The organism is Streptomyces sp. cg35 (genome assembly GCF_050410835.1).
GTDB lineage: Bacteria > Actinomycetota > Actinomycetes > Streptomycetales > Streptomycetaceae > Streptomyces.
Window position 1 is genome coordinate 2,332,868 of sequence record NZ_CP191268.1, and the last position, 24,973, is coordinate 2,357,840.

Sequence of the window (24,973 nt, forward strand, 5' to 3'; positions counted from 1 at the left end):
CTAATGTGTCGCCATCACTCGCCGTCTCCAGAAGGAATCAGTCCCCTTGAAGATCGTACGTCGCATCGGGGTGCCCCCGAGCGCTCGCGGCAGCGCCTCAGGCGCCACCTGCCCCGATGTATTCGAACTCAGCGACGGGAGCTTCGCCGTGATCGGCACGGAAGCCACCGCTGAACTCAAGCACGAGCTTCCAGCGGACGCGGGGGTCGCCGACTACGAGCGCATCGTCATCGTGAACCGGGAGACGCTGCTGCGCGCCAAGGCCGACATCCCCGACTCCTGACCTCTCAGCCACGCACTGCGGCCGCCGCCCGGACCACCCGACGGCGGCCGCCCGCGCGTCAGCCGAGCACCGGCACCGCCACCGTCGGCTCCACCCCCACATACCGCGCCGCCGGACGGATGATCTTCGAATCCTGGCCCTGCTCCAGGATGTTGGCACTCCAGCCGACCGCGCGCGCCGCGGCGAACGTCGGCGTGAACATCGTTCGCGGCAACCCGCACAGCTCCATGACGACGCCCGCGTAGAACTCCACGTTCGTGTGCAGTTCCCGCCCCGGCTTGAGGTCGGCCAGGATCGCCTCCACCTGGTGCTCGACCTCGACGGCGAACTCCACAAGGGGCCCTCCGAACCGCTTGGCGATGCCGCGCAGCATCCGCGAGCGCGGGTCCTCCGTGCGGTAGACCGGGTGCCCGAAGCCCATGATCCGGTCGCCGGCCAGGACCCGCTCACGGACCCAGGAGTCAATGCGGTCAGGCGTACCGATCGCATCTAGAGTGTCCAGGGCACGACTGGGCGCCCCGCCGTGCAGGGGCCCCGACAGAGCGCCGACGGCACCGACCAGACAGGCGGCAACATCCGCACCGGTCGACGCGATCACGCGCGCCGTGAAGGTTGACGCATTGAAGCCATGATCAATGGTTGAGATGAGGTACTGCTCGATGGCCCGGGCGTGCGCGGGGTCCGGCTCCGAGCCCGTCAGCATGTACAGGTAGTTGGCCGCGTACGAGAGATCCGCGCGCGGCTCCACCGGGTCGAGCCCTTCGCCGAGCCGGTGCAGTGCGGTGAGCATCGTGGGGACCACCGCGGTGGCGGCGATCGTGTCCTCCCGGCGCCGGTCGGCGTCGATGTCGTAGACGGGCCCGAAACCGCGTGAGGCGCCGAACAGCGAGAGGGCCGTGCGCAGCCCGGCGAGCGGCCCGGACACGGATCCGGCGCGGGCGATGGCGGGCAGCGCCGCCCGCACCTCGTCGGGCAGTGCGCGCAGCCCCGCGGTCCGATGCGCGAAGGCCGTCGACTGTGCCGCATCGGGCAGCTCGCCGTGGATCATCAAGTGCCACACGTCCTCGAAGCTGCGGGTCTGCGCGAGCTCCACGGCGGAGTACTGGCGGTAGTGGTAGAAGCCCTCGCGCCCTCTGACGTCACCGAGCGCGGTGTCGGTGACGACGACACCCGCGAGCCCTCGCGGTACGTCGACGACAGAGGCGGTCGTGGTCCCGTTGATCGGCATGTTTCCTCCCTGAACTTGATCTGACTGTCCATGCTTGACTCGATCTCTGTCAATATTGATTGAATCAATACTGAACTGAGCGGATACGGTGACGCGCATGAGGGATCACGAACCGGCACCGGCACAACAGGCCCGTCGACTGACCACCAAGGAGACCGCCGAGCTGCTCGGGGTGAAGCCCGAGACCGTCTACGCGTACGTCAGCCGTGGGCAGCTGACCAGCCGGCGCGGCCAGGGCAGGCGCGGCAGCACCTTCGACGCCGCCGAGGTGGAGGCCCTCGCCCGCCGCAACAGGCGTGAGAGCGCACCGAGTTCGGGCCCCGACGAGCTGTCGGTGCGCACCCGGATCACGCTCATCGACGAGGACCGGTACTTCTTCCGAGGGGTCGACGCGGCACAGCTGGCGGCCCGTCACTCGTACGAGGAGGTCGCGGAGTGGCTGTGGACGGGCACGCTGCGCCCCGGCGCCCGGTTCGTCGCCCCCAAGGAGTCCCTCGCCGCCGCCCGCCGTGCCGTGGGCGCCCTGCCCGAACACAGCAGCCCCGTGGACCGGTTGCGGGTGGCAGCGGTCGCGGCCGCGACCTCCGATCCCCTGCGGTACGACCTGTCCGAGGAGTCGGTCCTCGGCGCCGCACGTTCCCTCATCCCTACGCTCGCGGCCGCGCTGCCCCTGCAATCGCCCACCTACACGGACGGCGAACCGATCGCCCAGCGCCTGTGGGGCCGCCTGTCCTATCAGGATCCTGACGAGGCGTCACTGCGCGCTCTGGACATGGCCCTCGGCCTCTTGGCCGACCACGACCTGGCGGCTTCCACTCTCGCCGTCCGCGTCGCCGCGTCGGCCCGGGCGCACGCGTACGCGGCCGTGTCCGCGGGCCTGGGCGTCCTGGAAGGGCCGCTGCACGGTGCGGCCAGCGGCTTGGCGCACCGGATGCTCCTGGAAGTGCTCGACCGGGGCAGCGCCGGGCCCGTGGTGGCCGACGAGCTGCGCGCCGGCCGCCGCGTCCCGGGGCTCGGCCATCGTCTCTACAAGGGCGAGGATCCCCGCGCGCAGGCACTGTTCGCCGTTCTGGAGGAGCTGCCCGCCGCCCGGCCGGCGCTGGCCGCCGCCCGCGACGTCGTGGCGACGACCGCCCGCCACACGGACCTGCACGCCAACGTGGACCTGGCCCTCGCCGTGCTCACCGCCTCGCACGGCATGGCCGCCGAGGCGGGCGAGACGATCTTCGCGGTGGCACGCACGACCGGTTGGATCGCCCATGCCTTGGAGGAGTACGGAGAGCGCCCCCTACGTATGCGGCCCACGGGCCACTATGTAGGCCCGCGTCCACCACAGCCCCTGCCGCCGGCGCTGGATGAGGAGTGACATCGCCGACAGGTTAGGCTCGCCTGCGTGAGTACGTGCGCGACCGCCTCCCTGGATCTTGACGAACCACTCGCGGGGACCGCGGCCACCGCCCGGACCTGGCTGCTCATCGAGCAGCCAGGCCCCTGGGGAGCGAAGGCCCTGACCTCCAGCCATCTCGATCCTGAAGTGGGCCGCGCCCTGGAGACCGCGGCCGACGGCACCGGGGTGCGCGTCGCACTCGTCCGGCGTCCCGGACGGCACGCCGACTGTCACCACGCGGCCCGTCGCCGCGTGTATGTCGCCCACACCGCTCCCGGAAACGCATGGCTGCGCAGCGCCATCGTCGAAGCGCCCGAAGACTTGTTGCGGCTCGACTTCGCCGCGCTGGGGGCCGGTGAGCACAGCGGCTTCGGTGACCCCTACGAGGGCGCTCCGCTCGCGCTCGTCTGCACCAATGGAAAGCGGGACCGCTGCTGCGCTCTCCTGGGGCGGCCCTTGGCTTCGGAACTGGCCCTCTCCGGAGAGGAAGGCGTCTGGGAGGTCACCCACCTCGGCGGACATCGCTTCTCCCCCACCCTTCTGGTGCTGCCGTACGGCTACGCCTACGGAAGGGTCACGGCAGCCGACGTGAAGGAGATCCTGGAGGGAGTGCGCGCCAAGCGGATCGTCACCGACGACTGCCGCGGCAGCTCCGCCTGGGACCGCCCGGGCCAGGCCGCGGAACTGGCGGTGCGCCGCGCGGCCCACGAGTACGGCGCCGACGCCCTGGATGTCGTACGCACGGATGTCCTCGCGCCTGCGGAGGGCGTCGCAGGAGCAGAGGCCACGGGGAACGACGTGTCGCGCTGGGAGGTGACCGTCGCGCACACGGACGGACGCCATTGGTGCGTGACGGTCGCCCAGGGTGCGTCGCTGCCTCCGCGCCCGGAGAGCTGCGGCGGTGCTCTCGGGTCACCGGCCCGTATGGATGTCGTGGCTGTGCGTGAGGTTTCCGCGGCGCTCGGCTGACGCGGCAGGCAGCGCAGGAGATCCGCGCCACAAGGGCCTCGATCGGGGGCGGAAGGGCCCGTACCGTTCGTCACCATGAGCCCGATCTCGCCCGCCCGCCGCCGACGCTTCGGTCTGCCGAGGCGCATGTTCGCGCAGGTGCTGCTGATGCAGGTGGCGATCGCCGCGGGGGTGGCCGTGCTGGCGACCGGACTGTTCCTGGCGCCGCTGAGCGACCAGCTGGACGATCAGGCGATGCGGCGCGCCCTCGCCATCGCGCAGACCACGGCGGCGCAGCCGCAGATAGCCGCCGACCTGCAGTCCTCACGTCCGTCCGCCCGGGGTCCCGTACAGGCCGAGGCGGAGCGGATCCGGCGGGCCAGCGGCGCCGAGTACGTCGTGATCATGAACAAGGATGGGGTGCGCTGGTCGCACACCGACCGCGACCAGATCGGCGAGGTCGTCTCGACGGACCCCAGCGACGCGCTGGCGGGCCGCGAGGTGATGGAGATCGACGACGGTACCCTCGGCCGCTCCGCGCGCGGGAAAGTGGCGCTGAGGGGCGCTGACGGGGCCATCGTGGGCGCGGTGTCGGTCGGCATCGAGTACGACAGCGTCCGCGCACGCCTCATCCACGCGATCCCGGGCCTGTTCGCCTACGCGGGCGGGGCGCTGGCGGTGGGCGCGCTCGCCGCGTATCTGATCGCGCGGCGCGTGCAGCGGCAGACGCGCGACCTGGCGTTCTCGGACATCTCCGCGCTGCTGGCCGAGCGGGAGGCGATGCTGCACGGCATCCGGGAGGGCGTCGTCGCGCTGGACCGGGCCGGGCGGATACGGCTGCTGAACGACGAGGCCCAGCGCCTGCTCGGCCTCGACGCCGAGGCGATCGGGCGGTCCCTGGACGACGCACTGGGCCCCGGTCGGACGGCGGACGTCCTCGCGGGCCACGTCACCGGTACCGACCTGTTGACGGTGCGCGGCCAGCGCGTCCTGGTCGCCAACCGGATGCCCACCGACGACGGCGGCGCCGTCGCGACCCTGCGCGACCGTACGGAGCTGGAGCAGCTGGGCCGCGAACTCGACTCCACACGCGGCCTCATCGACGCCCTGCGCGCCCAGGACCACGAACACGCCAACCGCATGCACACCTTGCTGGGGCTGCTGGAGCTGGAGATGTACGAGGAGGCCGCGGAGTTCGTCGGTGAGGTGGCGGACGCGCACCGGGTCACCGCGGAGCAGATCACCGAGAAGATCCAGGATCCGCTGCTGGCCGCGCTGTTGGTGGGCAAGGCGACCGTCGCCGCGGAGCGCGGCGTCGCCCTGGGGATCTCGGCCGACACCGAACTGCCGGACCGGCTCGTCGATCCGCGCGGACTGGTCACGATCGTCGGCAACCTGGTGGACAACGCCACGGACGCCGCCGCGGGTTCGGGGCGGCACGCGCGCGTGGAAGTGACTTTGCGGGCGGAGGGCCGTACCGCTGTCCTGCGGGTGCGCGACACCGGACCGGGGGTCCCCGCCGATCAGCGGGAGTCCGTCTTCGTGGAAGGCTGGTCCACGAAGGAGCCGCCCGCGCACGGGAAGCGCGGCATCGGGCTCGCCCTGGTACGGCGGTTCGCCGAGCGGCAGGGCGGCACGGCCGAGGTGTCGGCGTCGCCCACCGGGGGCGCCGAGTTCGTCGTCGTGCTGCCGGAAGCCTTCACCGAAACCGTTCCGAGCGCGGCCCAGGAGGTCCGATGATCGAGGTCCTGGTCGTGGACGACGACACCCGCGTCGCCGACGTGAACGCCGCCTATGTGGCGAAGGTGCCCGGTTTCCGTGTGGCCGCCACGGCACACAGCGCTGCCGAGGCCCTGGAACGGATCGAGGACCTCCGGGTCGATCTGGTCCTCCTGGACCACTACCTGCCGGACGAGACGGGCCTCGACGTCGCCCGTACGGTCCGCGAGCGCGGCCACCAGATCGACGTGATCATGGTGACCGCGGCGCGCGACGTGGCGACCGTGCAGGCCGCGATGCGGCACGGGGCCCTGCAGTACCTGGTCAAACCGTTCTCGTTCGCAGGGCTGCGCGGCAAGCTGGAGGCCTACGCGACGCTGCGCCGCACCCTCGACGGCGGGGGCGAGGCCGAGCAGGCGGAGGTCGACCGGATCTTCGGCGCACTGTCCGCCACACCGGCGCCGGAGCTGCCCAAGGGGCATTCCCCGACGACGGCCGAACTCGTACGCAGAGCCATGATGGGTGCCGAAGGCCCGCTCTCCGCGCAGGAGTTGGCCGACCGGACCCGGCTCAGCCGCCAGACCGCCCAGCGTTACCTGAAGCTTCTGGAGCGCACGGGGCGGGTGCGGCTGAGCCTGAAGTACGGCGACACGGGGCGGCCCGAGCACCGGTACGAGTGGGCCGCCAGCCTCTGAGGGCCTGGATACGTCGGCTCAGACGGCTCCCGCGCCGGTCAGCGCCCGCACCTCGGTCTCTGCGTGCTTGGCCTCGTCCGGCGGCTCGGCGGAGGTCACCGTGCCCAGCCAGCCGGCCAGGAAGCCGAGCGGGATGGAGACGAGCCCCGGGTTCTCCAGCGGGAAGAACTGGAAGTCCACTCCGGGGAACAAGGACGTGGGGCTCCCGGAGACCACCGGCGACAGCAGGACGAGCGCGAGCGCCGGCACCAGTCCGCCGTACACGGACCACACGGCCCCACGCGTGGTGAAGTTCCGCCAGAACAGCGAGTACAGCAGGACGGGCAGGTTGGCGGACGCGGCGACGGCGAACGCCAGGCCCACGAGGAACGCGACGTTCAGATCGCGCGCGAGCAGTCCGAGCCCGATCGCGAGCGCGCCGATCCCGGCCGCGGCGACACGGGCCACCGCGACCTCGCTGTGCTGCTTCCCGCCACGCCGGCGCAGTGACGCGTACAGGTCGTGCGCCACGGATGCCGAGGAGGCGAGGGTGATCCCGGCGACGACCGCGAGGATCGTGGCGAAGGCGATCGCGGCGACGATCGCGAACAGCACCGTGCCACCCGTGGAGTCCGGGCCGCCGCCGAGGTCGAGGGCGAGGAGCGGGACGGCCGTGTTCCCCGCGGCGTTCGAACCCCGGACGGCGGCGGAGCCCACGATGGCGGCCGCGCCGAAGCCCAGCACGATCGTCATCAGGTAGAAGCTGCCGATGAGCCCGATGGACCACACGACCGAGCGGCGGGCGGCCCGCGCGGTCGGCACGGTGTAGAAGCGCGACAGGATGTGCGGAAGGCCCGCTGTGCCGAGCACGAGCGCGAGGCCCAGGCTGATGAAGTCGAAGCGCGCGGTCCAGCTCCCGCCGTACTTCAGACCGGGCACGAGGAAGTCGGAGCCGTGCCCGCTGCGCGCCGCGGCCGTGCGCAACAGCTGGTTGAAGTCACCGTGGAAGCGCGCCAGGACGAGCACCGTCAGGGCGATCGTCCCGCCCATGAGCAGGACGGCCTTCACGATCTGGATCCACGTGGTGGCCCGCATCCCTCCCAACGACACATAGATGACCATGAGCGCGCCCACACCGACGACGGTCCACGCCTGTGCGTTCCCGCTCTTCCCGCCCAGCAGCAGCGCCACCAGGCTGCCCGCCCCCACCATCTGCGCCACCAGATAGAGAACGGACACGGTGACCGAGGAAGTTCCCGACGCGATGCGCACCGGACGCTCCCGCATCCGGGCCGCCACGACGTCGGCCAACGTGAACCGGCCGCAGTTGCGCACCAGTTCGGCGACCACGAAGAGCACGACGAGCCAGGCGACGAGGAAGCCCACCGAGTAGAGCAGGCCGTCGTACCCGAAGAGCGCGATCAGCCCGGAAATGCCGAGGAAGGAAGCGGCCGACATGTAGTCACCGGCGATGGCGAAACCGTTCTCCATCGGTGAGAAGAGTCGTCCGCCCGCATAGAACTCTTCCGCCGAACCCTGCCGGTTGCGGCCCACCCAGGTCGTGATGCCGAGCGTGACCGCCACGAACGCGCTGAACAGAACCAGCGCCAAGGTCTGATGTGTGCCGGTCACCGACGGTCTCCTTCGCGCTGCGCCGAACCGTTCTCATGGCCGGCCCCTTGTGCACGTGCCGTCCCGTTCGTCCGCGCGGAACCGTTCATGCGACCGAGGTCGTTGATCCCACGAGTCATCTCCTGCGTGTCCCACCGCAGTTCGAGCGCGAGCCGGTCACGGCGCAGCCGGGCGTGGCGCGCGTACAGCCACGTCAGCAGGAACGTGCTGGCGAACTGACCGAGGCCCGCCACCATCGCCACGTTCACGGCCCCCGCCACCGGCCGGGCCATCAGCGCGGGCGCACTCGTGGCGGCCACGATGTACGCGACGTACCAGGCGAAGAAGATCGCGACCGCCGGGACGACGAACCTCCGGTAGCGCCCGCGCACTTCCTGGAAGGCGGCGCTGCGCTGCACCTCCAGGTAGACCCCCGCCGCGCTCCGCTCCCGGTGCGCGGGCTGGGCGGGCACGGCGGGCGTCGGTCCGCCCGTGCCGTCCCACTCGCCCCACCCTGAGGCCAGCGCGTCGTACCAGGGATCGCCCATGCCACCGCGATCACCGGCCCGGGGCTGCGCCGTCTCGCGCCCGTCCTGCTTCTCCACCGAACTCTCCTTGTCCGCGGCCCACTTCGGCCGCGTGCCCAAGGATGGACAGAATGGGAAGATCCCGGACTCTCCTCGCAAGCCCTTCACCCCATTAGGTGATGGACCTTCCCGGCGGCTTCGCGAGTCCGTGCCGGTACGCGTAACGGACCGCCTGGGCCCGGTCCTTGAGCCCGGTCTTCGCGAACAGATTGTTGATGTGGGTCTTCACCGTGGCCGTCGAGACATGCAGCACCCGGGCGATCTCCTGATTGGTCAGCCCGTCGGCGATCAGCACCAGGACCTCCGCCTCCCTGGCGGTGAGGCCGTCCGGCGGCTCCGCGGGCCCGGGCGGGGCGGCCTCGGGCTGCGACAGTCTCTCCAGGAGCCGTCGCTGGATCTTCGGCGAGAGTCCCGCGTCACCGGACAGCACTCCCTCGACGGCCCGGACGATCTCGTCCCCGTCGGCGTCCTTCGTCAAGTAGCCGCGCGCTCCCGCCCTGAGCGCCGGAAAGAGCGAATCGTCGTCGGCGTATGTGGTCAGGATGACCACCTGGGTCCTGGGATGCTCCGCGCGGATGCGCCGGGTCGCCTCGACCCCGTCGCAGCGCGGCATGCGCAGGTCCATCAGGACGACGTCCGGGTCCAGCTCGGCCACGAGCTCGAGCGCCTGCTCCCCGTCTCCCCCGGCGCCGACCACCTCGATCCCGGGCAGCAGCCCGAGCAGCATCACGATGCCCTCGCGCACCACCGTCTGGTCGTCGACCACCACCACGCGGGCCGGGGGCCGCCCCGCGCCGGCCTGCGCCTCCGCCCCGCTCACAGGGGAACCTTCAACGTGACCACAAACCCCTCCTCGTACGGCCCTGCGTCCAGCGTCCCGCCCAGCAGCTCGGCACGCTCCCTCATCCCCAACAGACCGTAACCGGAGCCACTGACAGTGAGCTCCCCCTGCGGTCGGGACGCTCCCGAGTCCCGTATTTCCAGGGCCACTTCACCCACGCCGTACTCCAGCCGCATGCGCGCCGTCGCACCCGGAGCATGCTTGCGTACGTTCGTCAGGGCCTCCTGAGCGACTCTGCGCACGGCCTGGGATGCCTCCGCGGGCAGCGGCCTGCGCGTGCCGGACACGGCGAGCGAGGCACCGTCCGAGGACGCGACCAGCTCCTGCAGGAAGTCCTCCAGCGGCGTCATGTCGCCGCGCAGCGCGGACAGCGCGTGCCGGGTCTCGGCCAGCCCGTCGCGGGCCATGCCGCGTGCCGCCACGACCCGGTCCAGGATCTGGTCCCGGTCGGCGCCGCGCTCGATGAGCAGCCGGGCCGCCTCCAGGTGCACGAGCTGGGCGGAGAGGCTGTGGGCGAGGACGTCGTGGATCTCCCGGGCGATGCGGGACCGCTCGGCGAGCGCCGCCGACTCGGCCTCCGCGGCCCGGGCCGCCCGCTCCTGCACCAGCAGCCGCTGGGCACTGCCCCTGGCTTCGGCGTCGAGGCGCAGCACGTACCCGGAGAGGCAGAGCCCCACCGCGACGACGGTGGTGGTCAGCCACGCGTCGTCGTTGATGAGCACGAACCCGGTGAGCGAGACCGCGGTGGCGGGCACAGCGGCGGCGAGCGGCATGCGCTCGAGTGCGGTGACGGCGCAGCCGCACCACAGCACGACGGCCGGTCCCGGGAATCCGACCTGCTGAGCGCCCAGCGCGATCAGCAGGAGGGCGGCGAGGAGTCCGAGCGAGGGCCACAGCCGGTGATCGAGGGTGGTGCGGAAGAAGGCCCACGCCGCGGCCACGGCGCCGGCCAGCCCCACCAGCGCTGCGGCGAGCGCCCCATCGGTGACGTCCCGCTGGGTGACCGCGGTCCACACCAGGATCGCGATCGCCACCACTCGGACCGTCCCGGCCAGCAGTCGGCGGGCGCGCGTCAGCCCCTCACGGGAGAGTGCCTCCCGTGAGGGCCACGTCGTCCAGTGGCTCTGCCTCACCTGCGGTCCTCCCAGGCCGGCTGCGCGAGAGGCCCAACGTACGCCGACCGCAGACCGCCTGCCCGCCACATCAGGAGGCCGGAACGGATCAGGAGAGAGAGGGCGAAGCCCAGCATGAGCGCGGAGCTGCCGAGATGGACGCCCATCAGCAGGCCGATGCCGACCAGGGCACCGCGGGCCGCGACACCGCCGAACCAGGTACCGGCCGTCGCCATCGTGCCCTTGGTCCACACGTCGCCCTGCTCGTCGGTCCAGACGCGTGTCGTGAACGCCCAGCCGATGCCGATACCGATGCTGACCAGCAGCTCGACAGCGAGCAGGACCACCGAGCCCGTCATGTGGTGCGGGTCGGCGAGCGAGCCGTTGCGCAGCGCGACGAATCCGAGGATCGCGGGGAGCAGCCACCACTTGCGGTCCATGGACAGGCGCTCGGTCCTGAACTGGCGTACGAGGACCAGTGCGACGGCAGCGACGATCACCAGGACATCGGTGAACCCGGACATGACGGCCTCCGTGGAGCGGTCGGGAGCGGAGTGGTTCAACGCCTTCGACGCTACGGAAAATGGCAGGTCAACAGATCGGAGCCGGGGTGGATCGCGGGTGGATCATGCGGCTCCACCCGTGGGTGGAGCCGCCCGGTGCGGGGCCGCGCCGAACTGCGCGGCCCGTACTACGCGTCGATGCGCGAGCGGTCGAGCGTCGCCGCGGAGCTGCTGATGAACTCCTTGCGCGGCGCCACGTCGTTGCCCATCAGCAGATCGAAGACCTGCTCCGCGGCGTCCAGCTCACCGATGTTGATCCGGCGCAGCGTGCGGTACCGCGGGTCCATCGTGGTCTCGGCCAGCTGGTCGGCGTCCATCTCGCCCAGACCCTTGTAGCGCTGGATCGAGTCCTTGTACCGCACGCCCTTGCGCTGCAGTTCCAGGATCGTCTCCCGCAGCTCGCGGTCCGAGTACGTGTAGACGTACTTGTCCTGGCCCTTCTTCGGCTGGACCAGTTCGATGCGGTGCAGCGGCGGCACGGCGGCGAAGACGCGGCCGGCCTCGACCATGGGCCGCATGTAGCGCTGGAACAGTGTCAGCAGCAGGCAGCGGATGTGCGCGCCGTCGACGTCGGCGTCGACGAGCAGGATGATCTTTCCGTAGCGCGCCGCGTCGATGTCGAAGGTCCGGCCGGACCCGGCTCCTATGACCTGGATGATCGCGCCGCACTCGGCGTTCTTCAGCATGTCGGAGACGGACGACTTCTGAACGTTGAGGATCTTGCCGCGGATCGGCAGGAGCGCCTGGAACTCCGAGTTCCGGGCGAGCTTGGCGGTGCCGAGCGCGGAGTCTCCCTCGACGATGAAGAGCTCGCTGCGCTCCACGTCGTCGCTGCGGCAGTCCGCGAGCTTCGCGGGCAGGGAGGACGACTCCAGAGCCGTCTTGCGGCGCTGCGCGTCCTTGTGCTGACGGGCCGCGATACGCGTACGGGCGGCGGCGACGGCCTTCTCCATGACGGCCCGGGCCTGCCCCTTGGCGTCCCGCTTGGTGGACGTCAGGAACGCCTTGAGCTCCTTGGCCAGGACGTTGGCGACGATCCTGTTGGCCGCCGAGGTGCCCAGGACCTCCTTGGTCTGGCCTTCGAACTGCGGCTCCGCCAGGCGCACCGTGACGACGGCCGTGAGGCCCTCCAGTGCGTCGTCCTTGACGATGTCGTCCTCGGCGACGCGCAGCAGCTTCTGGGTGCGCAGCACCTCGTTCATCGTCTTCGTGAGCGAGCGCTCGAAGCCGCTCACGTGGGTGCCGCCCTTGGGGGTGGCGATGATGTTGACGAACGACTTGATGGTCGTGTCGTACCCGGTGCCCCAGCGCATCGCGATGTCGACACCGAGCTCGCGGGTGACCTCGGTCGGCGTCATCTGGCCGTGCTCGTCGAGCACGGGGACGGTCTCCTTGAAGGTGCCCTGCCCGGTCAGGCGGAGGACGTCGCAGACCGGCTTGTCCTGGGCCAGGTACTCGCAGAACTCGCTGATGCCACCGTCGAAGCGGAAGGATTCCTCGCCCTTGCTGCCCCCGTCACCCAGGCCGAACTCGTCGCGCACGACGATGGTCAGCCCCGGCACCAGGAAGGCGGTCTGGCGGGCCCGCTGGTGCAGGTTCTCCAGGGAGAGCTTGGCGTCCTTCAGGAAGATCTGCCGGTCCGCCCAGTAGCGGATACGCGTACCGACTCGGTTCTTCGGGACCTTCTTGACCTTGCTCAGTCGCGCCGAGGGGTCGAAGGGTGCGTCGGGACCGGGCTTGGAGAAGGCACCGGGGACACCACGCCGGAAGCTGATGGCGTGCGTGTGTCCGCCGCGGTCCACCTCGACATCGAGACGCGACGACAGCGCGTTCACCACCGAGGCGCCCACGCCGTGCAGACCGCCGGAAGCGGCGTAGGAGCCGCCTCCGAACTTGCCGCCCGCGTGGAGCTTGGTCATGACGACCTCGACCCCGGAGAGGCCGGTCTTGGGCTCCACGTCCACGGGGATGCCGCGGCCGTTGTCCCGCACCTCCACGGAGGCGTCGTCGTGCAGGATCACCTCGATGTGGTCACAGAAACCACCGAGGGCCTCGTCGACGGCGTTGTCGATGATCTCCCAGAGGCAGTGCATCAGACCGCGGCTGTCGGTCGAGCCGATATACATGCCCGGACGCTTGCGTACGGCTTCGAGCCCCTCGAGGACGAGAAGGTGCCGCGCGGTGTAGTTGGAACCGTCCCGGTCTGCTCCGGTCAGCAGCGCTGTGGACGGCACGGACGTTTCGGCGGTCACGCGGTTCGCTCCTCGCTGAATTTCAGATGGGGCCCTTGTGGGTAGAGGGCCGGCGTCGGTCGCCCGTCAGAGGGTACCGAGGCCTGGTAGAGCCGTTGTAACGCCACCCTCACCTCAGCCCAGACTAGTCCAAGGTCGCATGAGTGTTCGATCCCTCGATTGAGTGAAGCACACATCACGTTCCCTTCCAGGCATGAACCATTTAGGCTCCGGGCACGTCCTCATGAACAACCGGCAACCCAGCCGGGGAGGACCGACCTGACGGAACGCGCGAACCCGTAAGACACGTAAGAGACGCAATACGGCACATTCGCCGCCACCCGGCAGCAGACAGCCGGTCTCGAAGAAATTTTTCGAGGAAAAGCCGCGAGCGGGAACGTTTTCGGCCTGGTTGGATGTTGACCCTGGTACGACAGCTCGTCGAGCTAGAGAAGAGGCGACGTGACTACTGTTCTGACCCCCGCGAGCCCGCTGACGGCCGCTGACCGCTGTGACCGTTGCGGCGCCCAGGCTTACCTGCGCGTCGTTCTGATCAGCGGTGGTGAACTGCTCTTCTGCGCCCACCACGGTCGCAAGTTCGAGCCGGAACTCAAGAAGATCGCCGCTGAGATACAGGACGAGACGGAGCGGCTCACCGCCGTTCCGGCAAGCGCCGAGACCGAGGAACGCTGACGCCTCGCACCCACGACGAGCCAGCTCCGGCATCAGGCCGGTCATCGGGCGGCCCTCCCTGCACCCAGGGAGGGCCGCCCGTCCTCGTATCCGTCAGCCGTGCTGGCGCAGCACCCTGAGGACATCCGAGACCCTGGTGTAGACACCGGGGCTCCCCGCACGTCCACAGCCGCTGCCCCACGACACGAGGCCGATGAGCCGCCCCTGGGCGACCAGCGGGCCGCCGCTGTCCCCCTGGCAGGCGTCCTTGCCGCCGTCCGGCTCACCGGCGCACAGCATCGACGACGGCAGATACCTCCCGTCCGAACTGCCCGGGTAGGCCTGTTCACAGACGGAGTCGGCGAGCACCTGCACCCGTGCCGCGCGCAGTGTGCGTGCGTAGTCCCCCGCACCGGTCGTGTCGCCCCACCCGTAGACGGCGGCTCCCGTCCCCGGCCGGTAGGCGGGGTCGCCCTCGTCGGCCATCGGGATCACGTATCCCCCGGGCAGCGGTGTGGACAGTGTGATGACCGCCACATCGCCCGAGTTGGTGCGGCCGTCGTAGTCCGGGTTGACCCACGCGCCCCGGACCGGGATCTCGGCGCCCTCGTCCGCGCGGAGGTCGTTTCTGCCGGCGATCACCTTGAGGTCGCGCACTTCGTCGCGCGGCGCTCCGAGTACGTCCTCACTCAGGCAGTGCGCCGCGGTGACGACCGTCGACCGTGCGACGACCACTCCCCCGCAGAACTGTCCGGCACGCGTACCTCCGAACCGGTCACGACTGGCGAGCGCCACCGTCCATGGGCTGTCGGACACGTGGACCTGACTGCCGCCGACGATGCCGTCATCGGCGGCCGCGGGCGCGGACGAGGCCAGGGGCAGCGCGGCTGCCGTGGCCAGCGCGGCCAGCGGCGCGGTCAGCGCTCTCGCGAAGGGACGTCGCATGCGGTCTCCTCACTCTGGGTTGCTAAGGCACACCCAGAGTGTTTCAGCGGTTCGCTCCGTGCACCGCGAGGATCCGCCCACGGCCGCGTACGCCGAAGGCCCGGCCTGCCCCGCGAACGGGGCCGTGCCGGGCCTTCAGAGAGCCGTACAGCGGCAGTGACTAGTCGAGGTAGTCGCGCAGGACCTGCGAGCGCGACGGGTGGCGCAGCTTCGACATCGTCTTGGACTCGATCTGGCGGATGCGCTCACGCGTCACGCCGTACACCTTGCCGATCTCGTCGAGGGTCTTCGGCTGACCGTCGGTGAGACCGAACCGCATGGAGACGACGCCCGCCTCGCGCTCGGACAGGGTGTCGAGCACGGAGTGCAGCTGCTCCTGGAGGAGCGTGAAGCTGACGGCGTCGGCCGGGACCACGGCCTCGGAGTCCTCGATGAGGTCACCGAACTCGCTGTCGCCGTCCTCGCCCAGCGGGGTGTGCAGGGAGATGGGCTCACGGCCGTACTTCTGGACCTCGATGACCTTCTCGGGGGTCATGTCGAGCTCCTTGGCCAGCTCCTCCGGGGTGGGCTCGCGGCCCAGGTCCTGGAGCATCTGGCGCTGCACGCGCGCGAGCTTGTTGATGACCTCGACCATGTGCACCGGAATACGGATGGTGCGGGCCTGGTCGGCCATCGCGCGGGTGATCGCCTGACGGATCCACCAGGTGGCGTACGTCGAGAACTTGTAGCCCTTGGTGTAGTCGAACTTCTCGACCGCGCGGATCAGACCGAGGTTGCCCTCCTGGATGAGGTCCAGGAAGAGCATGCCGCGGCCGGTGTAGCGCTTGGCCAGCGAGACCACCAGACGGAGGTTGGCCTCCAGGAGGTGGTTCTTGGCGCGGCGGCCATCCTCGGCGATGATCTCCAGCTCGCGCTTGAGCTTGGGGGCGAGCTTGTCGGCGTTGGCCAGCTTGTCCTCGGCGAACAGGCCGGCCTCGATGCGCTTGGCGAGCTCGACCTCCTGCTCCGCGTTGAGCAGCGGGACCTTGCCGATCTGCTTGAGGTAGTCCTTGACCGGGTCGGCCGTGGCACCGGCGGCGGCGACCTGCTGCGCGGGCGCGTCGTCCTCGTCGTCGTCCGACAGGACGAAGCCCTGGCCCTCGGTCGGCTCTTCCTCGCCGGCCTTGCCGGTGGCGGGGGTCTCCTCGGTCGCCTCGTCCTCGAGGAGCTCGTCGTCCTTCTTGCCGCCCGCCTTCTTGGCGGTGGCCTTCTTGGCGACCGTCTTCTTGGCGGTGGCCTTCTTGGCGACTGTCTTCTTGGCGGCCGCCTTCTTGGCCGGCGCGGCTTCCTCGGAGGCGGCCTCGGCGGCCGTCGGCTCGGGAGCGGTCGTGGCGGCGACCTTCTTGGCGGTGACCGTCTTCGCCGCAACAGTCTTGGTGGCGGTGCGCTTGACCGGACTCTTGGCTGCAACGCTCTTTCGGGGACGCTTGGGCTCAGCGGCACTGACCATCAGCGTCACACCCTCTTCCTCGAGGATCTGGTTGAGGCTGCGCAGAACGTTCTTCCACTGAGTGGCCGGAATCTGGTCGGCTTCGAACGCACGGCGCACGTCATCGCCGGCGATCTGGCCATCAGCCTTTCCCCGCTCAATGAGCGCCATGACAGAGACGGACTCGGCGATCTCCGGCGGGAGCGTACGGGATGTGCTGGCCGACACGAACAACCTCTCGGAACGTTGGAAAACGGCTTCCGGCCCCGTCCTGTGTGGACCGGAGCCGACGACCGCCGACTTGGGGATGGGCCGACGGCGCGGGCGGGGGCCGGGGAGATGGACAGCGCCACGAACGGCTGCTGTATTCCCTCCTCGGCTGTCACCTCTTAGGTCATCGCGTTGCCCCGAGGAGCGTTACGCCCAATCCGCGTGGCCCGAGTCACACCCCGTAAGCGGTCAAAAACTGACGGATACGGGCAGAGCCGGTCATGCCATGACGTCACCCCGTCGGGCAGTGGCCGCCCGCGCTAGTGACAGCCACGTACGAGCAACGGACCGCACCCGCACGGCCGAGTCGCCGAAAGGCGCCCGTCTCCACATGCACAGGGCACATGGCGGCGCCGTCCGGCGACATCAGGTCCGTACTCCCTCGCTCCGCTACGGCCTCGGCGCGATCAGTGCTCGCGCGGCGCCGGCACGACGCGCTCCACCTCGGGGTGGACCACGAGCAGCTGTCGCATGGCGGCCTCGGCGCCGGAGCTGTCCCCGGCGGCGAGAGCGTCGACGATGCGCGCGTGGTGCGCGACGGCCGTCTCGTTCGGCCGGTCGCAACCGGTGACGGGGCCACCGGAGACCTGAAGGGCCGCGGAGACGATGCCGGAGAGGTGCTCGAGCATGCGGTTGCCGGCGAGCTGGATCAGCAGCGAGTGCAATTCGGCGTCGGCACGGGAGAACGTGATCGAGTCCCCCTGGGCGAGCGCGTGCCCCATGATCTCGACCATGTCGGCAAGACGCTGCTGTACGTCCTCACGGCCATGGCCGGCGGCGAGGCGCGCGGCGAGCGGCTCGATCGTCCAGCGCAGCTCGCTCAGCTCCCGGCGCTGATCGTCACGCTGCGGCCCGAAGGCACGCCACTCGATGATGTCGGGGTCCAACAGGTTCCAGTCGCTGACCGGACGCACGCGCGTGCCCACGTTCGGGCGGGCGCTGACCAGGCCCTTGGCCTCCAGGACGCGGAGGGACTCACGGACGACGGTCCGGGACACCTCGAAACGCTGGCCGATCTCCTCGGGCACCAAGGGGCGGTCGGCGCCCAGGTCGCCGGAGACGATCATCTGCCCCAACTGCTGGACGAGTTGACCGTGCAGTCCGCGCCCCCGGCTGCCCGCGGCACGTCGGCCCACCCGGCCGAGGTCCTGGTCCGTGCTGTCCCAGACGGGGGCGCCGATGCGATCGGCGGCCGACTCCCCGTAGGGGTAGCGGTCGAGTTCGCCCGGTCCGGCGAGGCCTGAGTCGGCGGAGCGGGCGGCGGTCATCATGGTGTGCGCAAGGGTACTCACGGAATGTGTTGTCGGCGCCGCTCCCAACTCCCTTGAGGTCTTTGGTGAAAAGCACACGAAAGGGTGATCTCCTCCCTCGCTGCAATTGACGCCTTATCGGAAAGAAATGGGCGTTCCAGGGGGAGTTGCGTACAGCGGGGGTCCAGAAGACGCCGGACGGTCGTCATCGCACCCTGGGGCGCAGCACCATGAACAGATATGTGCAGAGCAGAGCGCTGAGCGACAACATCAGCGCACCGCCCACAGGTTGGGCGATCATCCGCACTGCGGCCGCGACGAACCGCTCCGCGCCGAACGGCCAGTGCACCAGAGCGAGATCGCGCAGCCTGACGGGAAGCCCCGCGGCCGTTCGCACAGATGGACCCTCGACGGCCTTCTGTACGAGGGGAACGATGACGATAGGGACGGCCACGACGGCCGCGAGGCCGGCCGCGGTCGACCGGAACACTCCGGACGCGAGGACGCCGGCCCAGGCGCACGCGATGACGAGCGTGAACCAACTTGCCGTCAGCGACAGCCAGTCGGTGGGAACTTGGGTGAGCTCTGATCCGTATACGAGGTGGAGCAGGGCGGCGTCGCAGCCGACGACGAGGACGGCCATGAGGACGGCGGTCGCCGCGCCGACCAGCAGTTTGGCGGCGAGAAGTCCCAGGCGTCGGGGGACGGTGCCACGGTCGGCGGCGAGGGCGGGGTGACGGAACTCGTCACCGAAGGCGAAGGCCCCGAGCAGTCCCGCGCCGAGGGCGGCGGGCGGCAGGGGCAGTTCTCGCGGCCAGGCGGCGAGCAGGCGGGGCTGCGGTGTGTGTCCGGCGCGTGCGAGCAGTACGGAGAGGAGCACGGAGGCGGCGAGGACGAGCGCGACGGTGATGTATCCGGTGGCGATGCCGGTCGCGCGGCGCAGTTCGTAGCGCAGGGGGCGCAGCGGACCGAGGGCGGGACGGACGGTGATGGGGGGCGGCAGCGGGGGCAGGGCTGCAGCCGGAGGCCGGGACGCCTCGTTCCCCTCGCGCCCGGTGCGCTCGGTGACGTGCGCGGAGGCTGTGGGCATGGGGGTGGTGTCGGCGAGGGGCACGAACGTGCTGGTCGCGCCCTTGGTATTGCGGAGGTCGGCGTCCTGGGAGTCGTATGCCTGCGCGTCAGTGGCGGAATCGCCGGTGCGTGGGGCTTCCGGAACATCCATGCCGTCGCCCGGGGGCAGGATCTGCGCCACTGCGGGTCCCGCGTCCCCGACCTCGTCGGCGAGTTGATGGACGAGGATGCCGTGCCGGAACGCTGTCTCCCCCACGTCCGCGCAGGTACTGCCGTACACCGAGAGGTGGCTGCCGTCCTCCGGTACCACTTCGACGGTGCGCTTGGCCGTGCGGGCCTCCTTGGCCAGCAGGACGCCGAGGCGCGTGGCGTGCGGGCTGCGCACGGCGACCCGGGGCCGCAGTCGGGTGCGCGCGAAGTCGGCGACCCCTTGGTCCGCAATCAGCTTTCCCTCGTCGAGGGTGACGACGCGGTCCGCGGTCCGCGCCGCCTCCTTGGGGTCGTCCGTGGTGAACAGGATCGTGCCGCCGAGGCCCGCGTGCGCGCGCAGAATGCCGTGCAGCCACTTGCTCTCGCGGGTCGACAGTCCGTCCGCGGGACCGTCGAGCACCAGCGTGTGCGGGTCCGCGAGCAGCGCGCAGGCGAGGCCGAGCCGGCGGTCCATGCCGCGGGACAGGGTGCCCAGGCGCTCGTCGCGCAGGCTCACCAGCCCGACGACCTCCAGTACTTCGTCGGCGCGCTGGACGGGCACTCCGGCCGCCGTGCAGAGCATGCGCAGCTGTCCACGGACCGTTCGGCCCGGGTGGCCCGGTACGTCGCCCAGCAGGACGCCCACTTCACGCGCGGGATGGGCGATGCGGTGCAGGGGGCGGCCCCTGAAGCAGGTGATGCCGCGCCCCTGTTGGAGTTCGAGCATGAGCCTGACCGCGGTCGTCTTTCCGGCCCCTCGGGCACCGAGCAGTGCCGTGACACGGCCCGCGTGCGCCTCGAAGGACACGTCGTCGACCGCGGGCGGGCTCCCCTTGCGGGCGTTGCTGGTCAGTCCGATGGCCTGGATCATCGCTTCTCTCGCAGGATGGGCGACCGCCCGGCGGCCGGGGTCCGGCCGCCGCTCGGGCAGCGGCCGACCCCCGTGGGTACTTCAGCAAGATAACGCGATATTTCCGGCTTTTCGGGCAGGGTGTGGGCGTGGATATCCGCAAAAGCGGAGTCGAAAAGGCCGGACGACGACCTGCGCGTTCCGGGCTGTTCCGGAACAGCCCGGTCTCGTAGGTGAGTTGGTCAGACTTCCGGTCGCAGCATCGGCGGGTTGAGCAGTGTGGCGCCGCCCGCGCGGAAGAGCTGGGCGGGCCGGCCGCCCTGGCGGGTGGTGGTGCCCCCGGTGGGCACCAGGAACCCCGGCGTCCCGGTCACCTTGCGATGGAAGTTGCGCGGGTCGAGGGCGACGCCCCAGACCGCCTCGTAGACGCGGCGCAGCTCGCCGACGGTGAACTCCGGCGGGCAGAACGCCGTGGCCAGCGACGAGTACTCGATCTTCGATCGGGCCCGCTCGACACCGTCCGCCAGGATCTGCGCGTGGTCGAAGGCGAGCGGTGCGGCCTGCTCGCCCTCCCGCCCGTACCCGCTCTGGTTGAGCAGTGCCTCGACCGGGGCCCAGCGGGCACTGTGCGCGTCGCCGCCCGCGCGCGGTGCGGGCAGGTCGGGCGCAAGCGCCAGATGAGCGACGCTCACCACACGCATCCGAGGATCCCGCTTCGGGTCGCCATAGGTCCCCAGCTGTTCCAGGTGCGCGCCGTTGTCCTGCGCGGGCGCAGCCGGATCGTGGGCGCACAGCCCCGTCTCCTCGGCCAGCTCCCGCGCGGCTGCCGCCGTCAGATCCTCGTCGTCCCGCACGAACCCGCCGGGCAGTGCCCAACGCCCCTGAAAAGGCGGTTCACCGCGACGCACCGCCAACGCACACAGCGCGTGACGGCGCACGGTCAGCACGACCAGGTCGACGGTGACAGCGAAGGGCGGGAAGGCCGACGGGTCGTAGGGCGACATGGAACGATCATAGTCGTCTGCCTGACGATAAACAGTCCCTTCGCTCGTTGCTTCCCCTCTTCGTGCAGTGGCTCGCCCAGGCTCAGGTCCGGCTCCTGCCAAGCCGGTCACACCCCCAACTGCAGGACGTCCGCGGCCTCCTCGACCATGGCGAGGCCGAGTCGGCTGACCCGTACGGAAAAGGTGTGCTCGGCCACTCGGAGCCCCGTCAGCCCGATCTCGCCGAGCGGGGCGCCCCGTACCGGGGACAAGGTGACCGTCCCGGCGGGCACGTCCGGGCGGATGCCCGCGAGGGTGGCCAGCAGGTGCACGCCCGCTGCTGCCGCGACGGCAGCCGGCCTGCAGGCGGCGGGATGCGGCAGCGGGGCGCCTCCCTCGACCCGCTGCTCCCCCGCGTACATCTCCGGCAGCCGGTACCCGAAGGCTTCTGCGGCGGCCAGGACACCGCCGAGCAGGGACGCTGCCTCCTTCTCGTACCCTGCGACGGCCAGACCCGCGACGGCCACCGCTGTCTCCTGCACGCGCACCGCACCCGCGCGGTGACCGAACGGGTTGTACGACACCTCCTTCACCCCCAGGGTGCGCAGCCCCCAGCCCGAGTCCAGGCCCGGGCCGCCGAGCAGGCGCGCGAGCTGCTCGGTCTGCACCTTGTCCAGCAGGCCCGGCGCGCACGAGCCCGCTCCGAGCAGACCGGTGTCGAGCAGATGGGCGACGCCGCTGCCCAGGTGAGGGATCGGGCGTCCGTCCGCGGTGCGTGCCGCCGCCGGCCGGCCGCCGCCCCGGTCGTCGACCCAGAAGTCCTCCCGGAACCGGTGCCGCAGCTCCTTCGCCCACTGCCGCAACTCCGCGCCCCCGGGTCTGCCGTACGCGTCGAGCAGATCGGCGCCGAGGACCGCTGCCCGATGCGCGTGGGCCTGGGTTTCGCAGCGCAGCGGCCCTCCCGGGCCGGGGTCGGGAACGTACGGACCCTCATAGGTGGCGGCGCGCAGCCAGCGCAGGCATCGCTCCGCGGCAGGAAGCAGCTCTGTCACCTCCGGCTCGGCGAGACCCCAGCGTCTCGCCTCCGCCAGCAGGACGGGGAACAGAAGGGTGGCCTCGATGCCGGTGGAGCTCGGGGGCAGTCCCGCGCCCATGTGCCGCATGGGCCCCGGCAGACTCCCGAAATCCCTTCCTGGTTGCGTCACTTGTGTACGGCTCAAGGCTCGCAGCGTGCTGCCCGCGAGGCGGGTTCCCAGCGGCAGGGCCATCCTGGCGGCCGCCAGCGCCTCGGCGGGGGCCGGACCGCAGCGCCAGGGCGCGCCCGCCGCCAGGTAGACGTCCGAAGGATGCGTGGGGTCGCGCACCAAGAGCGCCTGCAGGTCATCGATGCAGGTCCGCAGCAGGGGCCCCACGCGCGGGTCGTCCCCTTGCGCCCGGGCCGCGGCGAGCGGGCGGACCGCGGTGTGTCCCGCGGTTCTGCCGATCCCCGTGCCGTCCCCCCGAACTCTCAGCTCCACCGTGCGCGTCCCACCGGGTGGCAGGTCGAACTCCCAGCGCAGCAGGCCGGCGGAGGCCAGGGCATCCGTGGGCGGTGGCGTCGCCGTGACCACGGTGTTGCCCGTCGGGGACGACCACCGCATGCCGGAGTCGTGGACCGTCGCGGGCAGTTCGCGGCCCGGGTTGCCGGCCGCCACCGCGCCGAGTTCGGCCAGGTCCGTACCGAGTGCCACTTCCAGGGGCAGCCGCAGGGGCCGTGCCGCGGAACTGTGCAACGTGATGCGTTCCGTACCGTCGGCATGCCTGATCCGCTCCACGACAACATCCGGGTCCGGTCCGGCGTCGGGGGCCGCCCGCACGGTCCCCACGAAACGGGCGCGGTCGGCCGAGACCATGCGCGCCTGCACGGCGAGCGGCTCTCGTCCCGCCACACGGATCCGGCAACGCGACAGAAGCCGTCTGCCGCCGCGATAGAAGCCTTCGAGTCCCTCGGCCGTCAGTTGACCGTGCTCGGAGGAGATCGCGAGTCCCGGCAGAGCCACGCAGATCAATGACCGGTGGGTGGGCGGGAGTTCAAAGGAGCGTCTGGGCATCGCGGCCGGTCCCGTCGAAGGCGACGAGGCGGTCGGGCGGCCCGGCAGCGGGTGGGGCCGATGGCGTGAAGGCTCCGGCGGGCTTGTGTCCCTGAGGGCACCGAGCTCGCCGTCGCGCGGCGACACGGGCCGCCGTGGGGCGTTCGCCGTCAACGCCGCCCCCTCCCCGTGGACGCCGGGCGTACGCCGACCGGCCTGCGCACCGCCGACACTCCTCGGCCGCCTGCGGTCCGCGCTCCGCGTGAAGTCCACGCCGCACAGGGGCGATGCGTCCGGTCGGAGCGCCCGGGACGGCGCCCGCCCGCGTCGGCCGGCCGGTGGCCACGCCTCCGGTCCACGATCGGCCTCAGCTCGAACTCCCGCATGGGGCGGCTCCTTTCGCGCACGGTCGCGCGAGGCGCCGGCATCCTGCCGGGCTGGTGGACGCGCCGACGGCACGGCCCGGCCGCCGCTACCGCCTCTCAGGTGAACGGAGCCGCCCGGTCCCAAGTAACGCCACAGCGCGGCGAACCACCGACTCCCCCACCGACAAGCCGTCGCGGCCCTGCTCATCCGTCGTCCCTAGTGCGCTGCCTTCCGACGCGACGCCGTCCCGAAGGCCGCCGTGGCGCTCGCGCTCCCGCTCGGGCCGGCCGGGTCCCCGCCCGATCTCGGCGCTCGCCCCGGCGGCGCAGCGCGGCCTCCAGACCGCGGGCCGCCCGGGACACCCCCGGATCCACGACGGGCGCCGGCCCCGAGGACCCGAGCTTCCCGGCGTCCTCCGCGCCCTCGGCAGCTTCTTCATTCACCTCGGTCGGCTCCGTCTCCCGCTCGGTCCGCTTTCCGCGCAGTGAGCGACGTACCGGTTCCGGGTCGAGTCCGTCGGCACGTGCCGCGTTGAGGAGCTGGGCGAACACGTAGCGCGGATCGGCAGTGAGCGCCATCTCGAGTGCCTGGTCCGCCTCGGCGGTGTCACCGAGCGACCATGCGACCCAGCCGGCGAGGGACAACGGCGCCGCGGCATGCTCTCCGTAAGGGCCGACGCAGCGACGCGCCAGCGCCCTCCACAGACGAAGCGCGCAGGAGGCCTCCGCACCTTCCATCCACTCCGCCGCCCGGTCCCTGGTCAGCCGGTCCTGGAGGCCGAGAATCAACGTCGCGGCCTCGTCGTGGGCCAACAGCTCGTCGTCCCGGAGATCGGCATCCAGCACTCCGTCCTCCGACGGGGCGTCCGCGAGACGGCGCAGGACGCGGCGCGCCAGGTCGAGGGTCTCGCCCTCCACCTCCTCGCGCGAGACACCGGCGAAGATCCTCGGCACGAGGTCCATGGCCGCCGCGTCCAGGGCTCGGGTCTGGTCGACGACGAGTCGCGTCTCCAGCGGGGCCAGTCGTGCCCGCACCTCCTGGGCAGACGCGCGTACATGAATCCCCGCGTACGCCGCCGTGGCCGCCATCACGGAGGTGCCGTCGGTGACGATCACGTTGCCCTCCGGCGGGCAGCACTCCGCGCGCGGGCAGCAGTAGGACCAGTACCTGCCGTCCGAGAGGCACAGTGCTTCCGTCACCGGCACGTCCAAACTGCCGCACGCCGTGCGCAGGAGCTGGGCGAGGGGGCGCAGCCGCTCCATCACCCGCCGCGCGGGTTCCGCGCCCGAGACCGCCGCGTCCTGGCAGAGGAAAGCGACGACGCTGTCCGGCCGGCCGTCCCTGAGCTCGCACTCGCCGATCAGGCAGCGGGCCATCTGCTGCGCCACCGACGGCCAGTCCTCGGCGCGCCCGGGGATGCCGATGCGCACCCGGCCGCCGAATCGCCCCTTGTGCAGGGCGACCAGGACGACGCTGTCGTCCGGACGGAACCCGAGCAAATACGGAAGCGCCTCGGCGAGTTCACCGGCCGTGCGCAGGGTGATCTTTGCCTCGCCGGTCGCACCGGCGGGCTTGCTGTGATTCGTCATGGGAGGACCATGCCGCGGATCGGCACACTCCGTTTTGGGCTGTGGATAACCCCGATCAGGGACACGA

20 protein-coding genes are annotated in these 24,973 nt (G+C 71.0%); 6 read left to right on the forward strand and 14 right to left on the reverse strand.

Translation table 11 applies throughout. The features are described from left to right. Window positions 1-46: 46 nt before the first annotated feature. Window positions 47-283: a hypothetical protein gene (locus ACQUQD_RS10750; protein ID WP_428951822.1), complete on the forward strand. Its 237-nt coding sequence runs from the start codon at window positions 47-49 to the stop codon at window positions 281-283. 58 nt (window positions 284-341) lie between these two features. Here ACQUQD_RS10750 and ACQUQD_RS10755 read toward each other — a convergent pair whose 3' ends face one another. Beyond that, window positions 342-1,511, reverse strand: a complete 1,170-nt coding sequence (locus ACQUQD_RS10755; protein WP_428951823.1) for a citrate synthase — start codon at window positions 1,509-1,511, stop codon at window positions 342-344. A gap of 97 nt (window positions 1,512-1,608) precedes the next feature. On the opposite strand from ACQUQD_RS10755, the gene ACQUQD_RS10760 reads away from it, so the two are divergent. The 4 genes from ACQUQD_RS10760 to ACQUQD_RS10775 all read left to right on the forward strand — a co-directional run bounded on the left by ACQUQD_RS10760 (window position 1,609) and on the right by ACQUQD_RS10775 (window position 6,260). Then, complete coding sequence (locus tag ACQUQD_RS10760; protein ID WP_428951824.1) at window positions 1,609-2,877, forward strand: citrate synthase; 1,269 nt, start codon at window positions 1,609-1,611, stop codon at window positions 2,875-2,877. 27 nt (window positions 2,878-2,904) lie between these two features. After that, window positions 2,905-3,867 (forward strand): sucrase ferredoxin, encoded by a 963-nt coding sequence (locus ACQUQD_RS10765; protein WP_428951825.1) that lies wholly within the window; start codon window positions 2,905-2,907, stop codon window positions 3,865-3,867. Between the two features lie 75 nt (window positions 3,868-3,942). Next, window positions 3,943-5,586, forward strand: a complete 1,644-nt coding sequence (locus ACQUQD_RS10770) for a sensor histidine kinase (protein WP_428951826.1) — start codon at window positions 3,943-3,945, stop codon at window positions 5,584-5,586. Beyond that, window positions 5,583-6,260 (forward strand): response regulator, encoded by a 678-nt coding sequence (locus tag ACQUQD_RS10775; RefSeq protein ID WP_428951827.1) that lies wholly within the window; start codon window positions 5,583-5,585, stop codon window positions 6,258-6,260. Before ACQUQD_RS10770 ends, ACQUQD_RS10775 begins: the two co-directional genes overlap by 4 nt. Before the next feature lie 18 nt (window positions 6,261-6,278). Here ACQUQD_RS10775 and ACQUQD_RS10780 read toward each other — a convergent pair whose 3' ends face one another. The 6 genes from ACQUQD_RS10780 to ACQUQD_RS10805 all read right to left on the reverse strand — a co-directional run bounded on the left by ACQUQD_RS10780 (window position 6,279) and on the right by ACQUQD_RS10805 (window position 13,205). After that, a complete protein-coding gene (locus ACQUQD_RS10780) occupies window positions 6,279-7,871 on the reverse strand; it encodes a solute symporter family protein (RefSeq protein WP_428951828.1) in 1,593 nt (530 codons plus the stop codon). Further along, entirely contained in the window at window positions 7,868-8,455 is a 588-nt protein-coding gene (locus ACQUQD_RS10785; RefSeq protein WP_428951829.1) for a DUF485 domain-containing protein, read from the reverse strand. Before ACQUQD_RS10785 ends, ACQUQD_RS10780 begins: the two co-directional genes overlap by 4 nt. 94 nt (window positions 8,456-8,549) lie before the next feature. After that, window positions 8,550-9,257: a response regulator gene (locus ACQUQD_RS10790; protein WP_428951830.1), complete on the reverse strand. Its 708-nt coding sequence runs from the start codon at window positions 9,255-9,257 to the stop codon at window positions 8,550-8,552. Beyond that, window positions 9,254-10,411: a sensor histidine kinase gene (locus ACQUQD_RS10795; RefSeq protein ID WP_428951831.1), complete on the reverse strand. Its 1,158-nt coding sequence runs from the start codon at window positions 10,409-10,411 to the stop codon at window positions 9,254-9,256. The genes ACQUQD_RS10790 and ACQUQD_RS10795 overlap by 4 nt, the downstream gene beginning before the upstream one ends. Then, window positions 10,408-10,953 carry a DUF1453 domain-containing protein gene (locus ACQUQD_RS10800; RefSeq protein WP_428951832.1) on the reverse strand — a complete coding sequence of 182 codons (546 nt, stop codon included), beginning with the start codon at window positions 10,951-10,953 and terminating at the stop codon, window positions 10,408-10,410. Before ACQUQD_RS10800 ends, ACQUQD_RS10795 begins: the two co-directional genes overlap by 4 nt. Window positions 10,954-11,081: 128 nt before the next feature. After that, window positions 11,082-13,205: a DNA gyrase/topoisomerase IV subunit B gene (locus ACQUQD_RS10805; RefSeq protein WP_428951833.1), complete on the reverse strand. Its 2,124-nt coding sequence runs from the start codon at window positions 13,203-13,205 to the stop codon at window positions 11,082-11,084. A gap of 441 nt (window positions 13,206-13,646) precedes the next feature. On the opposite strand from ACQUQD_RS10805, the gene ACQUQD_RS10810 reads away from it, so the two are divergent. Continuing rightward, window positions 13,647-13,877, forward strand: a complete 231-nt coding sequence (locus tag ACQUQD_RS10810; RefSeq protein WP_207826496.1) for a DUF7455 domain-containing protein — start codon at window positions 13,647-13,649, stop codon at window positions 13,875-13,877. A gap of 93 nt (window positions 13,878-13,970) precedes the next feature. Here ACQUQD_RS10810 and ACQUQD_RS10815 read toward each other — a convergent pair whose 3' ends face one another. The 7 genes from ACQUQD_RS10815 to ACQUQD_RS10845 all read right to left on the reverse strand — a co-directional run bounded on the left by ACQUQD_RS10815 (window position 13,971) and on the right by ACQUQD_RS10845 (window position 24,906). Then, window positions 13,971-14,801 (reverse strand): S1 family peptidase, encoded by an 831-nt coding sequence (locus ACQUQD_RS10815; RefSeq protein WP_428951834.1) that lies wholly within the window; start codon window positions 14,799-14,801, stop codon window positions 13,971-13,973. 160 nt (window positions 14,802-14,961) lie between these two features. Next, window positions 14,962-16,497, reverse strand: a complete 1,536-nt coding sequence (locus tag ACQUQD_RS10820) for an RNA polymerase sigma factor (RefSeq protein WP_428951835.1) — start codon at window positions 16,495-16,497, stop codon at window positions 14,962-14,964. Between the two features lie 449 nt (window positions 16,498-16,946). Next, window positions 16,947-17,831 (reverse strand): FadR/GntR family transcriptional regulator, encoded by an 885-nt coding sequence (locus tag ACQUQD_RS10825; RefSeq protein ID WP_428951836.1) that lies wholly within the window; start codon window positions 17,829-17,831, stop codon window positions 16,947-16,949. Between the two features lie 163 nt (window positions 17,832-17,994). Continuing rightward, window positions 17,995-19,920, reverse strand: coding sequence for an ATP-binding cassette domain-containing protein (locus ACQUQD_RS10830; protein WP_428951837.1), 1,926 nt, complete (start codon window positions 19,918-19,920; stop codon window positions 17,995-17,997). 221 nt (window positions 19,921-20,141) lie between these two features. Next, window positions 20,142-20,903: an NUDIX hydrolase gene (locus ACQUQD_RS10835; protein ID WP_428951838.1), complete on the reverse strand. Its 762-nt coding sequence runs from the start codon at window positions 20,901-20,903 to the stop codon at window positions 20,142-20,144. Window positions 20,904-21,010: 107 nt separating this feature from the next. Next, window positions 21,011-22,972: a glycogen debranching N-terminal domain-containing protein gene (locus ACQUQD_RS10840; protein WP_428951839.1), complete on the reverse strand. Its 1,962-nt coding sequence runs from the start codon at window positions 22,970-22,972 to the stop codon at window positions 21,011-21,013. Window positions 22,973-23,520: 548 nt separating this feature from the next. Beyond that, window positions 23,521-24,906 (reverse strand): DUF4192 domain-containing protein, encoded by a 1,386-nt coding sequence (locus ACQUQD_RS10845; RefSeq protein WP_428951840.1) that lies wholly within the window; start codon window positions 24,904-24,906, stop codon window positions 23,521-23,523. Window positions 24,907-24,973: the final 67 nt, after the last annotated feature.